This is a genomic window from Pseudomonas chlororaphis subsp. piscium, from assembly GCF_003850345.1.
Lineage (GTDB): Bacteria > Pseudomonadota > Gammaproteobacteria > Pseudomonadales > Pseudomonadaceae > Aquipseudomonas > Aquipseudomonas piscium.
Genome location: NZ_CP027707.1, coordinates 1,291,657 through 1,305,997, shown reverse-complemented (window position 1 = coordinate 1,305,997; position 14,341 = coordinate 1,291,657). Strand labels below are relative to the sequence as shown.

13 protein-coding genes are annotated in these 14,341 nt (G+C 64.6%); 4 read left to right on the top strand and 9 right to left on the bottom strand.

What is annotated here, in order from left to right; genetic code table 11:
* Positions 1-7 precede the first annotated feature (7 nt).
* Together C4K38_RS05885 and C4K38_RS05880 are read left to right on the top strand one after the other, a co-directional pair.
* Positions 8-406, top strand: a complete 399-nt coding sequence (locus C4K38_RS05885) for a YbaY family lipoprotein (RefSeq protein WP_025806609.1) — start codon at positions 8-10, stop codon at positions 404-406.
* A gap of 27 nt (positions 407-433) precedes the next feature.
* Positions 434-1,123 (top strand): DUF4197 domain-containing protein, encoded by a 690-nt coding sequence (locus C4K38_RS05880; protein ID WP_053277629.1) that lies wholly within the window; start codon positions 434-436, stop codon positions 1,121-1,123.
* Positions 1,124-1,239: 116 nt separating this feature from the next.
* On the opposite strand, the gene C4K38_RS05875 is transcribed toward C4K38_RS05880, so the two are convergent.
* Positions 1,240-4,305, bottom strand: coding sequence for an efflux RND transporter permease subunit (locus C4K38_RS05875; RefSeq protein ID WP_053277628.1), 3,066 nt, complete (start codon positions 4,303-4,305; stop codon positions 1,240-1,242).
* Positions 4,306-4,311: 6 nt separating this feature from the next.
* Complete coding sequence (locus C4K38_RS05870) at positions 4,312-5,412, bottom strand: efflux RND transporter periplasmic adaptor subunit (protein ID WP_053277627.1); 1,101 nt, start codon at positions 5,410-5,412, stop codon at positions 4,312-4,314.
* Positions 5,413-5,505: 93 nt separating this feature from the next.
* On the opposite strand from C4K38_RS05870, the gene C4K38_RS05865 reads away from it, so the two are divergent.
* Positions 5,506-6,150 carry a TetR/AcrR family transcriptional regulator gene (locus C4K38_RS05865; protein WP_053277626.1) on the top strand — a complete coding sequence of 215 codons (645 nt, stop codon included), beginning with the start codon at positions 5,506-5,508 and terminating at the stop codon, positions 6,148-6,150.
* A 73-nt stretch (positions 6,151-6,223) separates the two neighbouring features.
* On the opposite strand, the gene C4K38_RS05860 is transcribed toward C4K38_RS05865, so the two are convergent.
* Positions 6,224-7,006, bottom strand: a complete 783-nt coding sequence (locus C4K38_RS05860) for a class I SAM-dependent methyltransferase (protein WP_007927935.1) — start codon at positions 7,004-7,006, stop codon at positions 6,224-6,226.
* Between the two features lie 94 nt (positions 7,007-7,100).
* Between C4K38_RS05860 and C4K38_RS05855 the strand changes: the two genes are divergently transcribed.
* Positions 7,101-7,721 (top strand): hypothetical protein, encoded by a 621-nt coding sequence (locus C4K38_RS05855; RefSeq protein WP_053277625.1) that lies wholly within the window; start codon positions 7,101-7,103, stop codon positions 7,719-7,721.
* A 48-nt stretch (positions 7,722-7,769) separates the two neighbouring features.
* Here C4K38_RS05855 and C4K38_RS05850 read toward each other — a convergent pair whose 3' ends face one another.
* From C4K38_RS05850 to ppc, 6 genes are all read right to left on the bottom strand, one after another.
* Positions 7,770-8,597 carry an isocitrate lyase/PEP mutase family protein gene (locus C4K38_RS05850; RefSeq protein ID WP_053277624.1) on the bottom strand — a complete coding sequence of 276 codons (828 nt, stop codon included), beginning with the start codon at positions 8,595-8,597 and terminating at the stop codon, positions 7,770-7,772.
* A gap of 33 nt (positions 8,598-8,630) precedes the next feature.
* Complete coding sequence (locus C4K38_RS05845; protein WP_053277623.1) at positions 8,631-9,491, bottom strand: DUF72 domain-containing protein; 861 nt, start codon at positions 9,489-9,491, stop codon at positions 8,631-8,633.
* Positions 9,491-9,790: a hypothetical protein gene (locus C4K38_RS05840; RefSeq protein ID WP_025806600.1), complete on the bottom strand. Its 300-nt coding sequence runs from the start codon at positions 9,788-9,790 to the stop codon at positions 9,491-9,493. Before C4K38_RS05840 ends, C4K38_RS05845 begins: the two co-directional genes overlap by 1 nt.
* Positions 9,791-9,974: 184 nt before the next feature.
* Positions 9,975-10,649: a tRNA (adenosine(37)-N6)-threonylcarbamoyltransferase complex dimerization subunit type 1 TsaB gene (gene tsaB / locus C4K38_RS05835; RefSeq protein WP_053277622.1), complete on the bottom strand. Its 675-nt coding sequence runs from the start codon at positions 10,647-10,649 to the stop codon at positions 9,975-9,977.
* Positions 10,650-10,747: 98 nt separating this feature from the next.
* Positions 10,748-11,395: an adenylate kinase gene (adk, locus tag C4K38_RS05830; protein WP_025806598.1), complete on the bottom strand. Its 648-nt coding sequence runs from the start codon at positions 11,393-11,395 to the stop codon at positions 10,748-10,750.
* A 289-nt stretch (positions 11,396-11,684) separates the two neighbouring features.
* A complete protein-coding gene (ppc, locus tag C4K38_RS05825) occupies positions 11,685-14,315 on the bottom strand; it encodes a phosphoenolpyruvate carboxylase (protein ID WP_053277621.1) in 2,631 nt (876 codons plus the stop codon).
* Between the last annotated feature and the right edge of the window lie 26 nt (positions 14,316-14,341).

The window sequence follows — 14,341 nt, the reverse complement described above, 5'->3', positions numbered from 1 at the left end:
ATCCGTCATGAAAAAGCTCAGCCTGCTCGCCCTTACCACCCTGCTCGGGGCCTGTAACAGCATGCAACCTGCCAGCAAAGCCAGCCTCGATGGCGAAGTCTTCTACCTGCAACGCATCGCCCTGCCGCCGGCCGCCACTCTGAGCGTCAGCCTGCAGGACGTGTCGCTGGCCGACGCCCCCGCGGTGCTACTGGCCGAACAGAAGGGCCCGGTCAAAGGCCAGGTGCCGCTGCCCTTCCACCTCAGCTACGACCCGGCCCAGGTCAAGCCCGGGCACCGTTATTCGGTCAGCGCGCGGATCGAAGTGGCCGGCAAACTGCTGTTCATCACCACCGAGCACAACGGGGTGAAACTCGACGGCAGCGACCCGCAACCGCTGAAAATCCGCGTCGACGCGGTTCGTTAATCCCTTTTCTCGAACAAGGAAGCTGCCATGCTCCGTTCTTCCCTTCGCTTCACCAGCCTGTGCGCCGGCCTGCTGATCTCCGCCAGCGCTCTGGCGCTGTCCCTCGGCGACCTATCGCAACAAGACGCCACTGGCGGCCTCAAGGATGCCCTGACCCAGGGTGCCCAGGTCGCGGTCAAACAGCTGGGTACCGCCGGCGGTTTCAGCAACAACCCGGACGTGCGCATCGAACTGCCGGGCAACCTCGGCAAAGTAGCGAAGAAAATGAAGCAGTTCGGCATGGGCGCCCAGGTCGATGAGCTCGAGACCAGCATGAACAAGGCCGCAGAGGCCGCCGTGCCGCAGGCCCAGGCGCTGCTGGTGGATGCCGTGAAGAAGATGAGTGTGGAAGACGCCAAGGGCATTCTCAGCGGTGGCAAGGATTCCGCCACCCAGTACCTGAGCAAGACCAGCCGCGAGCAGATCCGCGTGAAGTTCCTGCCGATCGTCAAGCAGGCCACCGACCAGGTGGGCCTGGCCAAGCAGTACAACGCCTTCGCCGGCCAGGCCGCCACCCTCGGCGTGCTGGATGCGAAGAACGCGAATATCGAAGGCTACGTGACCGAACAGGCGCTCAACGGCCTGTTCGAGATGATCGGCAAGCAGGAAGCGACTATTCGCGAGAACCCGGCGGCAGCGGCCACCAGCCTGGCGAAGAAGGTGTTCGGTAGCCTGTAAAACCCTACCTGTAGGAGCGGTCGGTCGACGCTCGATTGCTCGCGATCTAGGCGCTGCGGTGTGTCAGGCACACAGCGGCGTCTAGATCGCGAGCAAGCTTCGCTCCTACAAACGCATCAGGTTTTCTTGACCCGGAACCAGGCCGCATACAACGCCGGCAAGAACAGCAGGGTCAGCGCCGTCGCCACAATCAGCCCGCCCATGATCGCCACCGCCATCGGCCCGAAGAACACGCTGCGTGACAGCGGGATCATCGCCAGTACCGCCGCCAGCGCGGTCAGCACGATCGGCCGGAAGCGCCTTACCGTCGCCTCGATGATCGCCTGCCACGGCTTGAGCCCGGCGGCGATGTCCTGCTCGATCTGGTCCACCAGGATCACCGAGTTGCGCATGATCATCCCCGACAGCGCGATGGTGCCGAGCATGGCCACGAAGCCGAACGGCTGGCGGAACACCATCAGGAACAGGGTCACCCCGATCAGCCCCAGCGGCGCGGTGAGGAACACCATCGCCGTGCGCGAGAAGCTGCGCAGTTGCAGCATCAGCAGGGTCAGCACCACCACGATGAACAGCGGTACGCCGGCCTTCACCGAGTTCTGCCCGCGGGCCGAGTCTTCCACGGTGCCGCCGACGTCCAGCAGGTAACCGTCCGGCAGTTCGGCGCGGATCGGCTCCAGGGTCGGCAGGATCTGCTGCACCAGGGTCGCCGGTTGTTCCTTGCCATAGATATCGGCGCGCACAGTGACGTTCGGCAGGCGGTTGCGGTGCCAGATGATGCCTTCTTCGAAGCCGTACTCCAGGGTCGCGACCTGCGACAGCGCCACGCTCTTGCCGTTGTCGGTAGGCACCGCCAGGCTCGACAGCAGCGACAGCTCGGTACGTTCATGCAAGGTCCCGCGCAGCAGGATCTCGATCAACTCGTTGTCTTCGCGGTACTGGCTGACGCTGGAGCCGGTCAGCGAGCTTTGCAGGAACTTCGCCAGGTTGGCCGTGCTCACGCCCAGGGCCCGCGCACGGTCCTGATCGATATTGAGGTAGACCACCTTGCTCGGTTCTTCCCAATCCAGGTGCACGTTGGTCACATGGGGGTTCTCACGCACCTTGGCCGCCACCTTGCGCGCCAGGGCCCGCACTTCTTCGATGTGCTCGCCGGTGACGCGGAACTGCACCGGGTAACCCACGGGCGGGCCGTTCTCCAGGCGAGTGACCCGTGAACGCAGGGCCGGGAACTGTTCGTTAAGGGTTTCGATCAGCCAGCTGCGCAGGCTTTCCCGCTCCTCGATGGTCTTGGCCAGCACCACGAATTGGGCGAAGCTCGCCGCCGGCAGTTGCTGGTCCAGGGGCAGGTAGAAACGTGGCGAGCCGGTGCCAACGTAGGCCACGTAGTTATCGATGCCCGCGTGATCCTTGAGCATCGCCTCCAGGCGCTTGACCTGATCGGCCGTGTTGCTCAGGGACGCACCCTCGGCCAGCTTCAGGTCGACCATCAGCTCCAGTCGCCCGGAAGCCGGGAAGAACTGCTGCGGCACGAAGCGGAACAGCATCACCGAGGCGATGAACAGCAGCACGGTCAGGGCAATCACGGTCTTGCGCCGGCGCACGCACCACTCCACCATCCGCCGCACCCGCTGATAGAACGGCGTGCCGTACGGATCAGGCTGGCCGTCGCCATTGCCGTGCTTGGCCGCGTGCAGCTTGGCCAGGTCCGGCAGCAGCTTCTCGCCCAGATAGGGCACGAACACCACCGCGGCGATCCACGAAGCCAGCAGGGCGATGGTCACCACCTGGAAGATCGAACGGGTGTATTCGCCGGTGCCGGACTGCGCCGTGGCGATCGGCAGGAAGCCCGCGGCGGTGATCAGGGTACCGGTGAGCATCGGGAACGCGGTGCTGGTCCAGGCATAGCTGGCGGCCTTGAGCCGGTCGTAGCCCTGCTCCATCTTGATCGCCATCATCTCCACCGCGATGATCGCGTCGTCCACCAGCAGGCCCAGGGCCAATACCAGCGCGCCGAGGGAGATCTTGTGCAGGCCGATCCCCAGGTAATACATAGTGGCGAAGGTCATCGCCAGCACCAGCGGAATCGCCAGGGCCACCACCATGCCGGTGCGCACACCGAGGGAGAAGAAGCTCACCAGCAGCACGATCGCCAGGGCTTCCACCAGCACCTGGACGAACTCGCCGACGCCGGTCTTCACCGCGGCCGGCTGGTCGGAGACCTTGCGCAACTCCATGCCAGCGGGAAGGTTTTTCTGGATCCGGGCGAACTCCAGTTCCAGCGCCTTGCCCAGCACCAGAATGTCGCCGCCGTCCTTCATCGCCACCGCCAGGCCGATCGCGTCCTGGCCCATGAAGCGCATGCGCGGTGCCGGTGGATCATTGAAACCGCGACGCACGTTCGCCACATCGCCGATACGGAAGGTACGGTCGGCCACCCGGATCGGGAAATTGCTGATCTGCTCGACGCTCTGGAAATTACCGGACACTCGCAGTTGCAGGCGCTCGCTGCTGGTCTCGAAGAAACCGGCGGTGGACACCGCGTTCTGCTCCTCCAGGGCCTGCTGCACCGCCGCCAGGGGCAGACCGAGGGTCGCCAGCTTGACGTTCGACAGCTCGATCCAGACCTTCTCGTCCTGCAGGCCCAGCAGGTCGACCTTGCCCACGTCCTTGACCCGCTGCAGCTGGATCTGGATGCGGTCGGCGTAATCCTTGAGCACCGCGTAGTCGAAACCGTCGCCGGTCAGCGCATAGATATTGCCGAAGGTGGTGCCGAACTCGTCGTTGAAGAACGGGCCCTGGATACCCGGCGGCAAGGTATGGCGGATATCGCTGATCTTCTTGCGCACCTGATACCAGAGCTCGGGGATCTGGTTCGAGTGCATCGAGTCGCGCGCCATGAAGGTCACCTGGGACTCGCCCGGGCGGGAAAACGAGACGATGCGCTCGTACTCGCCGGTTTCCATCAGCTTCTTTTCAATGCGCTCGGTGACCTGCCGGGAAACCTCCTGGGCCGTGGCGCCCGGCCAGTTGGTGCGGATCACCATGGCCTTGAAGGTGAAGGGCGGGTCTTCGCTCTGGCCCAGCTTGGTGTAGGACAACGCCCCGACAATGGCCAGCAACAGCATCAGGAACAGCACGATCTGGCGGTTACGCAACGCCCATTCGGAAAGATTGAAACCCATCGGGGATTACTCCTTGGCCGCCAGATTGACCACGCGGTTGGAGCGATCCACCGGGCGTACCTGCTGCCCCTCATGGAGCACATGCACACCCGCCGCCACCACCCAGTCGTTGACCCCGAGGCCTTCGAGTACCGGCACGCTCTTCTCGCCGAAGGCGCCGAGACGTACCGGGGTCTTTTTCAGGGTGTTGTTGGCGTCGACCCGCCAGACGTAGGCGGCACCGTTTTCCGCGGTCACCGCCGACAACGGCACCGACAAGGGCACACTGGCCGCGGCCTGGATGAACACCCGGGCGCTCTGCCCCAGTTCGGCCGGGACCTTGCCAGCGGTAAAGGCGATGCGGGCGGCGAAGGTACGGGAGCGTGGGTCGGCGGCCGGCGACAGCTCGCGGATCTGCCCGGCGAAGCGCTGGTCGGGCTGGCTCCACAGCTCCACCGATACCGGCTGGCCGATGTGGAAACGGCCGAAACCCTGCTCCGGCAGGCTGATCAGCACTTCTCGCTCGCCGTCGGTGGCGAGGGTAAAGACGGTCTGGCCGGCGGCGACTACTTGGCCGACCTCGACCGTACGCCGGGCCACGACGCCATCCTGGGGGGCGCGCAGCACGGCGTAACCGGCCTGGTTGCTGGCCACGTCGAACTCGGCCTTGATCTGCTTGAGCCGGGCCAGGCCGGAGCGATACAGATTCTCGGCGTTGTCGTACTGGGAACGGCTGACCAGTTGCCGATCCATCAAGGTCTTGTAGCGGTCGCGCTCGGAGCGCACCAGGTTCAGGTTGGCTTCGGCCGCCGCCACCTGGGCCCGGGTGGCTTCCAGTTGCAGCCGCACGTCCTGCGGATCGAGCTCGGCCAATGGCTGGTCGGCCTTCACCCGCTGCCCCTCATCGACCAGTCGTCGGCTGACCTTGCCCCCGATCCGGAACGCCAGGTCCGGTTCGTAACGCGCGCGGACCTCGCCGGGATAGCTGTCCATGGCCTGCGCCGCGGGCTCTGGTTGCACCACCATGGCCGGGCGAACGGTGGTTTGCGCCGTTTCTTCATGGCCGCACGCGGACAGCAGAACGGCCAGGCTGACTGGCAACGCGAGGGATAAGGCATAGCGGAACATGGTGAGGGACCTTTCGCTAAGGGTGCTTCGAATAATTATACTGACGGGTATGTTATTAATAGCAAACTCACCAGTCCAGTATTAAAGCGAAGAATGTCCGACAATCTTTCTACCCCAAACGGCCCCGGCCGCCCCAAGGATCTGGCAAAACGCCAGGCCATCCTCGAAGCCGCGAAAACGCTGTTCCTCAGCAATGGCTACGCCAGCACCAGCATGGACGCGGTGGCGGCTGAAGCCGGTGTTTCCAAGCTGACGGTGTACAGCCATTTCAACGACAAGGAGACCCTGTTCTCCGCCGCGGTGATGGCCAAGTGCGAGGAGCAGTTGCCGACGCTGATCTTCGAGCTGCCTGCCGGCATGCCGATCGAAAGCGTGTTGCTCAACATCGCCCGGGGCTTTCACCTGCTGATCAACAGCGAAGAATCCTTGAACCTGCATCGCCTGATCCTGGCCCTCGGCAGCCAGGACCCCAAGCTCTCGCAGATCTTCTTCGAGGCCGGCCCCCAGCGCATGCTGCAAGGCATGGAACGGCTGTTGGTCCGGATCGACCAGTGCGGCGCCCTGAGCATCGACAAACCGCGCAATGCCGCCGAGCATTTCTTCTGCCTGCTCAAGGGTGCGGCGAACTTTCGCCTGCTCTTCGGCTGCGGCGAGCCACTGAGCGACAAAGCCGCCGAGGAGCATGTGCGGGAAGTGGTGGGGTTGTTCATGCGGGCGTATCGGCCGGAGTCGGCCTGAGGTTGGGTGACGACGCAGCGAGCAGGACGCCAGATCCCTGCTCGCTATAAAGGCCCGAAAGCCCTGATGAAGATCAGGCCTTGAGCGCCTTCTTCGGATAGATATCGTAGCGGCTGGATTTGCCGTCCAGCGCATGGCTCGGCTTGGGGCCGGCGATGCACGGTGCCTTGCGCGGGCGCTTGACCACCACCCGGTGGCTGGCCAGGGCCAGGGCGGCCTCCAGCAGCGCCGGGGCATCCGGGTCGTCCCCGACCAGCGGGCGGAACAGGCGCATTTCCTTTTTCACCAGTGCGGTCTTTTCCCGATGCGGGAACATCGGGTCCAGGTAGATCACCTGGGGCGGCTCGCCCTCCCAGTTGCGCATCACCTCGATCGAGTTGCCCTTGAGCAGGCGCATGCGGGCCACGATCGGCGCCACCTCGAAATCCTCTCCCGCCCGGGCCAGGCCGTCTTCCAGCAAGGCGCCGATCAATGGCTGGCGCTCGATCAGGCTCATCTCGCAGCCCAGGCTGGCCAGGACGAACGCATCCTTGCCTAGCCCCGCCGTGGCATCCAGGATCCGCGGACGCACGCCCTGGGCGATCCCCACCGCCTTGGCGATCATCTGCCCGCTGCCACCACCGTACAGACGTCGGTGCGCCGCGCCGCCTTCGACAAAGTCCACGCGCACCGGCCCTGGCGCGTCGGCCCCGAGCTGCTGCAGCTGCAAACCCTGCTCGCCGACCTGGAGGGCGAACTCCGCCTCGTCGATCTGCAACGGCAGCCCCAGTCGCTCGGCCCAATGCGCCGCCTGCGGCTGGAATGCCTCGGCCAAGGCCTCGACTTTGATGCGGCAGGCCGCTGGTTGCTCACTCATCTGAAAACACGCTCAAAAAATTAATGATCGGCAAAAACTGCCGATAAAAGAACTATCCGGCATTTTGCCAGAGCTGAGCGTCGACCCGAGAGAAATGTCAGACATTCGAAGCCTATCCATTGGCGTCATATCGCCCCACGGCGATTACGGCCTCAAAAACTCCCAGGCACTGAGCGGCGTCAGCCATCTGTGGCAGGATTTTTTTGCCCAGGCGTTGGCCGAGCAACGCGGCGATGGCACGAAGGTCACTGACGACAATTCTCTGGTGGCGGTGGACGGCCCGACCGAACCCCATGGCGGCAGCGACCTGCTGACGCAAATCGTTACCCAGCGTCATTGCGACGTCCAGGACACCGAGATCCGCCCACCGGAGCCGCTGTTCCTGCCGATCGCCGAGTTCGAGACCGAGCTGCTGGACAAACCCTTCCCGCCCTTCCCGCCTGAAGAAATCGTCGCCCAGCAACACCAGCAAAACTTCGAAAGCGGCTGGGTACGCCCTATCGTCCTCAATGCCGGCCAGCCTGCGCCTGAGCCGAGCCCGGCGCCGCAACCACGGCCGTTGCACCTGCCGATTGCCGAATTCGAAATGGACCTGCTGGACAAACCCTTTCCGCCCTTCCCGCCGGAAGAGCTCATCGAGCAACAGAAACAGTTCGATTTCGATACCGGCTGGGCGCGTCCGCTGATCCTGCAGAACCTGCGGATCGCCGCCTAAACCTCAAGCTGCCACTACCTCAATGGCGCCCAGCGACAGCCTGGCCGCTCAGCCCTTGAACAACTGGTTGATCTGCCCGAACGGTATGGCCCGGTCGGCGAAGTCGAAGCTGCCGTGGTCGCGAATTTCCTGCGCCGCCTGGTAGAAGGCGCCATAGGCGGCCCGCGCCAGGGCCGAACCGACGCTGATCCGCTTCACCCCCAGCTCGCTCAACTGCGCCTGGGTCAATTTCAGGCCGCCCGACATCAGCACGTTGACCGGCTTCGGCGCCACCGCCCGGACCACCGCAATGATTTCCTCCGCCGAGCTCAGCCCAAGTGCATACAGCACATCGGCGCCGGCCTCGGCGTAGGCTTGCAGGCGGCGAATGGTGTCCGGCAGGTCCTGCCGGCCATGCAGCAGGTTCTCCGCCCGCGCCGTGAGCACAAAGGGAAAAGGCAATTGCCGCACCGCGGCGACCGAGGCCTCGATACGCTCGACCGCCAGCTTGAAGTCATAGATCGGATCATTGGCCCGCCCCGTGGCGTCTTCGATGGAGCCGCCCACCGCCCCGCTGGCGGCCGCTTGGCGCAGGGTCCGGGCACAGCCTTCGGGACTGTCGGAAAAACCGTTTTCCAGGTCCACCGCCACCGGCAGGCTGCTGGCCCCGACTATGGCGCGAACGTTGCCCAGGGTGTCCTCCAGGGACAAGGCGCCTTCAGCGTCGGGGCGGCCCAGGGAGAACGCGAAACCGGCGCTGGTGGTCGCCAGGGCCTCGAAGCCGAGGCTGGCCAGCATCTTGGCGGAACCCGCGTCCCAGGGGTTGGGAATCACGAACGCCCGATCACGCTCATGCAGGGCCTTGAAGGTTTGGGCACGGAGGGTTTGCGCATCCATTGGCGGACTCCTGGGCAGGAAAATGATTCCGCCTCAGAGCAAGCCGAGTTGCTCCGCGGCGGGCTCTCTGTATAGCTCAGGCAAGGCCGGCAATCCAGGCAGGCGCTCCATCAGGCGCGCGTGGAAACGCCGCGCCAGCTCGGCGGCCAGGCGGTTATCGGCGGTGTGCAGGAAGATGTAGGGGGTTCGCCCTTCCTCGATCCAGCCGGCAACCTTGTCGATCCAGGGCACCAGGAACGGATCGTTGGCCTCGAGCTCCGGATGGCCGATAAAACGTACCTGGGGAAACTGGGTGAAGGCGGCCGGGCGCGGCGGCACCTTGGGTTTCTTCGATTGCGCATGGAGCACGGACGGCTCGCTGGAAGTGCAACTGAACAAGGCGCGCGGGTCGAGGCAGATACGCTCCACGCCGCGATCCAGCAACAGGCGATTGAGCATGCGCTCGGCATCGCCCTTGGCGAAAAAGTCCCGATGCCGGACTTCCACCGCCAACGGCCGCTCCAGGCCATCGATAAAGCCCGCCAGCTCGGCCAGGCGTTGTGGTGTGAAGCTCGCGGGCAGTTGAAGCCACAGCGGCGAAACACGCTCGCCCAGCGGGCTGAGCAACTGCAGGAAGCTCTCGGCCGCGCCCAGCTGCTCGCGCAGATCGCCACCATGGCTGATATCGCCGGGAAACTTGGCGGTGAAGCGAAAATGCTCGGGCATGGTCAGTGCCCAGCGCTGCACCGTGGCCTCGGCGGGGCGCGCGTAGAAGGTGGTATTGCCTTCCACGGCATTGAAGACCTGGCAATACAGGCCGAGAAAATCCGTCGGGCGCGCGCTTTCCGGATACAGGTACTCACGCCAGGCGTTTTCGCTCCAGGAAGGACAACCGAGGTAATAAGGCAGCAACATCAGATATGCAGGTCGAGACCCACCACTTCCATATCCCAATCGACGAAACCGGCGGTGGTCAGGTAGCTGGCCAGGGCATTGGCCACGCTTCTTTTCATGGCGCGATGGAAGATCATGTCCTGCGGACGGGCGGGAAGATTGCTGGTGCTCCCAGCGGACTGGGAACGCGCCTGGGCAGGAGTCTCGGGTTGGACTTCGACGGCATCTGCGTCCTCCAGCGAGTCGTCCAGCAGCACGCCGCCTTTGCGAGGCTTGCGCTTGATGGGGTAGGACTGAGAGGAAATGCCGTCTATGCGCATAATCACATGCTCGATATCAATGATGGCAATTTAGCGGCACCTAGCCGACTACGCAAATGCCCGAGTGATAACTAGAACACAGAAAATGCAAAAGGTTTAAAAGCCGCCGGAAACGGCCACGAAAACCTGACGATTGGCACGCTCATCGCACGGATTCGTGCTGGCAGATGGCCCTGTAGCGCGGTCAGCGCGCCTTCGGCGTCGCCACCTTGTCCCGCAGGTACACCGGTTGCGCCTCGTCCGCCGGGATCGCCTCGCCGCGCTCCCAGGCGAAACGCGCCAGGCTCAGCAAATCTTCGGCGTGGGGCAGCATGCCCGCGTCCTGGCCGCTGAGATTGACCCCGATACGCTCGGCGTAGCCCCAGCCGGTGCCCGCGCCGAACCAGTCGCCGCTGGCGTCCGCCGGCAACGCGGCGGCTTCTGGCGGCAACACCGCTTCGGCCCCTGCCAGGCGCATCTCGCCGGCCACTTCGCGATAGCAACCCCAGTAGACCTCATCCATCCGCGCATCGATGGCAGCAGCCACCTGGGTCGCGCCGTGTTCGCGCAACGCCCGCTGCGCCAGCACCGCCAGGTTCGACACCGGCAGCACCGGGCGCTCCAGGGCGAAGGCCAGGCCCTGCACCACGCCGATGGCGATCCGCACACCGGTAAAGGCCCCCGGCCCGCGACCGAAGGCAATGGCATCGACGGCCTGCAGGCTGGTGCCGGCATCGGCCAGCAGTTTCTGGATCATCGGCAGCAGCTTCTGTGCATGCAGGCGCGGGATCACCTCGTAGTGGCTCGTCACCTTGCCGTCGTGCAGCAAGGCGACCGAGCAGGCTTCAGTCGCGGTGTCCAGGGCCAGCAAGGTGCTCATCGATGTTTCCATAAGGCAGAGGGAGTTGAAAAAAGTGACGCATTATAAACAGCAACGGCCCGCAAGCGGGCCGTTGAAGATGAAGCAAATCCGACTGATCAGTTCAGCGCTTCGAGCACCTTGCCGGTGATCGACTCGACCGAGCCGACGCCCGCGATGTGGCTGTACTTCGGCTTGCCCTGATTGGCGGCCAGGCCCTGGTAGAACTCCACCAGCGGCTTGGTCTGGGAGTGGTAGACCGACAGGCGATGACGCACGGTTTCTTCGGTGTCGTCTTTACGCTGGACCAGGTCTTCACCAGTGATGTCGTCTTTACCGGCGATTTTCGGCGGATTGTAGACGGTGTGGTAAACGCGGCCCGAGGCCTCGTGCACACGGCGACCGGCGATACGCTGGACGATCTCTTCGTCATCGACAGCGATTTCGACCACGTTATCCAGCTCGACGCCGGCTTTGACCAGCGCTTCGGCCTGAGGAATGGTGCGCGGGAAGCCGTCGAACAGGAAACCCTTGGCGCAATCCGCCTGGCTGATGCGTTCCTTGACCAGGTTGATGATCAGGTCATCGGAGACCAGACCACCGGCGTCCATCACGCTCTTGGCTTTCAGGCCCAGCTCGGTGCCAGCCTTGACCGCTGCGCGCAGCATGTCGCCGGTGGAGATTTGCGGAATGCCGAATTTTTCGGTGATGAACTTTGCCTGAGTACCTTTACCGGCCCCGGGAGCTCCCAGCAGAATTACGCGCATCGATGTGCTCCTCAATTTTTTATTTAGAAACGCTCGGATTCGCCTCGTGGGGCCAATCTCGGAAATGGGATAGTGGCCGCCCAAACGGCCAAAGGCTGATCAAGATACACAGCCGACACAGCGCACACAAGCAGCCGAAAGTCGGAGCAACCCGCTGCCTTTATGCCCTGGCGACAGGGTATTGCTGGTCGCAACCCCATAACAAAGTGTCGCCTGGCAACGGTCGCCAGCCCTTTCGGGCCAGCGCTCGAAGTACCGTGCCAAGCCACTGAAAACCCCGGCAATTACCTTAGCCGGTATTACGCAAACCGGCGGCAATCCCCGCCACAGACACCAGCAGCGCCTGTTCCACCGGGCTGTCCTGGGCGCCGTCCTGGCGTCGCGAGCGGGCCAGCAGTTCGGCCTGCAATAGATGCAGCGGGTCCAGGTAGGTGTTGCGCAGGCGAATGAACTCCAGGGTGTCAGGGCTATGTGCCAGTAACTGCGACTGACCGGTCAGCCCCAAGACCACCGAACACGCCTGCGACAATAAGTCGCGTAAATGCGCACCCAATGGCAGCAGCGCCGGTTCGACCAATCGCTCGTCGTAGGAACGGGCGATATCCGCGTCGGCCTTGGCCAGCACCATCTCCAGCATGTCGATGCGCGTACGGAAAAACGGCCACTGTTCGCGCATCTGCCCCAGCAACTCGCCTTCCCCGCGTTCCAGGGCCTTGCTCAAGGCGGTTTCCCAGCCCAGCCAGGCCGGCAACATCAGGCGCGTCTGGGTCCAGCCGAAAATCCACGGAATGGCCCGCAGGCTTTCGATGCCGCCGGCGCGACGCTTGGCCGGCCGACTGCCCAATGGCAGGCGCCCCAGCTCCTGCTCCGGCGTGGACTGGCGGAAATACTCGACGAACTGCGGGTTCTCCCGCACCACCGCGCGATAGGCCTTCACCCCATCGGCGGCCAGCTCGTCCATCAGGTCGCGCCATGCCGGCTGCGGCAGGGGCGGTGGCAGCAAGGTCGCTTCCAGCACCGCCGCCAGGTAGAGATTGAGATTCTGCTCGGCGATGTCCGGCAGGCCGAATTTGAAACGAATCATTTCCCCTTGCTCGGTGGTGCGGAAGCGCCCCGCCACCGATCCCGGCGGCTGCGACAGGATCGCCGCGTGGGCCGGGCCGCCGCCACGCCCCACGGTGCCACCGCGACCGTGGAACAGCAGCAGCTCGACCTGCTGCTCGCGGCAGATATCCACCAGTTTTTCCTGGGCCCGGTACTGCGCCCAGGCGGCCGCGGTGGTGCCGGCATCCTTGGCCGAGTCGGAATAACCGATCATCACTTCCTGCGGCCCCTGCAAGCGCGAGCGATAGCCCGGCAGAAGCAGCAACTGCTCGATCACCGGGCCGGCGTTGTCCAGGTCGGCCAGGGTTTCGAACAGCGGCACCACGCGCATCGGCCGCAGCACACCGGCTTCCTTGAGCAGCAGTTGCACGGCGAGCACATCGGAAGCGGCGCCGGCCATGGAGATGACATAGGAGCCCAGCGACGCCGCCGGGGCCGCGGCGACTTCCCGGCAAGTCGCCAGCACTTCGGCGGTATCGGCCGATGGCTTGAAGTAACCGGGCAGCAGTGGACGACGGCTGCCCAGTTCGCGCATCAGGAAATCGATGCGCTGCTCCTCGCTCCAGTCGCCGTAGCGTCCCAGGCCCAGGTAGTCGGTGATTTCGGTCATGGCCGCGGTGTGCCGCGAGGAGTCCTGACGCACATCCAGGCGCACCAGGAACAGGCCGAAGGTCACCGCGCGGCGCAGGCAGTCGAGCAGCGGACCGTCGGCGATTACCCCCATGCCGCATTCATGCAGGGACTGATAGCAGAGCTCCAGCGGGTCCAGCAGCTCGCGGTTGTTCTGCAACACCTGGGCAGTTGCTGGCACGCTACCGCTCAACGAGGCCTGGGCCCAGTTGCGGGTGGCCCGCAGGCGCTCGCGCAACTGCTTGAGCACCGCGCGATAGGGTTCGGCGCTGTCGCCGGCCAGGGTCCGCAGCGCCGCGTTGGCCTGCTGCATGGACAGGTCGGCAGCCAGTTGATCGACATCGCGCAGGTACAGGTCGGCGGCCATCCAGCGCGCCAGCAACAGCACCTCGCGGGTCACCGCCGCGGTGACATTGGGGTTGCCGTCCCGGTCGCCGCCCATCCACGAAGCGAAGCGGATCGGCGCCGCCTCCAGGGGCAAGTGCATGCCGGTGGCCGCATGCAGGGCCTGGTCGGCCTTGCGCAGATAGTTGGGGATGGCCTGCCACAGCGAGTGTTCGATCACTGCGAAGCCCCACTTGGCTTCGTCCACCGGGGTTGGCCGGGTTCGGCGGATTTCTTCGGTGTGCCAGGCCTCGGCGATCAGGCGCTGCAGGCGGGTCTGGATCTGCGCGCGCTCGGCCGAGGTCAGGTCGCGATGGTCCTGGGCGGCCAGTTGCGCGGCGATGGCATCGTATTTCTGGATCAGCGTGCGGCGGGCGACTTCCGTGGGGTGGGCGGTCAGCACCAGCTCGATCTCCAGCCGCCCCAGCTGCCGGGCCAGCGCCTCGGCGCCATGGCCTTCGGCCCGCAGGCGCGCCAGCAGTTCCGGCAGCACCCGCGACTCGAACGGCGCCGGCTGCGACTCTTCGCGACGGTGAATCAACTGGTACTGCTCGGCGATGTTGGCCAGGTTGAGGAACTGGTTGAACGCCCGCGCCACCGGCAGCAGTTCGTCCTCGCTGAGCTGGTTGAGGCTGGCGCTGAGCTCGGCATCCAGCGAACCGCGCCGGTCGGCCTTGGCGCCCTTGCGAATCTGTTCGATCTTGTCGAGGAAACCCTCGCCATACTGTTCACGAATGGTGTTGCCCAACAGCTCACCCAGCAGGTGAACATCTTCGCGCAAGCGCGCATCAATATCGGTCATCTACCTGTTCTCCAGCGGACTTGGGG

Bases quoted from the DNA above. Each gene is read 5' to 3' on its own strand.
- C4K38_RS05885 (WP_025806609.1), top strand. From the start codon at position 8: ATGAAAAAGCTCAGCCTGCTCGCCCTTACCACCCTGCTCGGGGCCTGT.
- C4K38_RS05880 (WP_053277629.1), top strand. From the start codon at position 434: ATGCTCCGTTCTTCCCTTCGCTTCACCAGCCTGTGCGCCGGCCTGCTG.
- C4K38_RS05875 (WP_053277628.1), bottom strand. From the start codon at position 4,305: ATGGGTTTCAATCTTTCCGAATGGGCGTTGCGTAACCGCCAGATCGTG.
- C4K38_RS05870 (WP_053277627.1), bottom strand. From the start codon at position 5,412: ATGTTCCGCTATGCCTTATCCCTCGCGTTGCCAGTCAGCCTGGCCGTT.
- C4K38_RS05865 (WP_053277626.1), top strand. From the start codon at position 5,506: ATGTCCGACAATCTTTCTACCCCAAACGGCCCCGGCCGCCCCAAGGAT.
- C4K38_RS05860 (WP_007927935.1), bottom strand. From the start codon at position 7,006: ATGAGTGAGCAACCAGCGGCCTGCCGCATCAAAGTCGAGGCCTTGGCC.
- C4K38_RS05855 (WP_053277625.1), top strand. From the start codon at position 7,101: ATGTCAGACATTCGAAGCCTATCCATTGGCGTCATATCGCCCCACGGC.
- C4K38_RS05850 (WP_053277624.1), bottom strand. From the start codon at position 8,597: ATGGATGCGCAAACCCTCCGTGCCCAAACCTTCAAGGCCCTGCATGAG.
- C4K38_RS05845 (WP_053277623.1), bottom strand. From the start codon at position 9,491: ATGTTGCTGCCTTATTACCTCGGTTGTCCTTCCTGGAGCGAAAACGCC.
- C4K38_RS05840 (WP_025806600.1), bottom strand. From the start codon at position 9,790: ATGCGCATAGACGGCATTTCCTCTCAGTCCTACCCCATCAAGCGCAAG.
- tsaB (WP_053277622.1), bottom strand. From the start codon at position 10,649: ATGAGCACCTTGCTGGCCCTGGACACCGCGACTGAAGCCTGCTCGGTC.
- adk (WP_025806598.1), bottom strand. From the start codon at position 11,395: ATGCGCGTAATTCTGCTGGGAGCTCCCGGGGCCGGTAAAGGTACTCAG.
- ppc (WP_053277621.1), bottom strand. From the start codon at position 14,315: ATGACCGATATTGATGCGCGCTTGCGCGAAGATGTTCACCTGCTGGGT.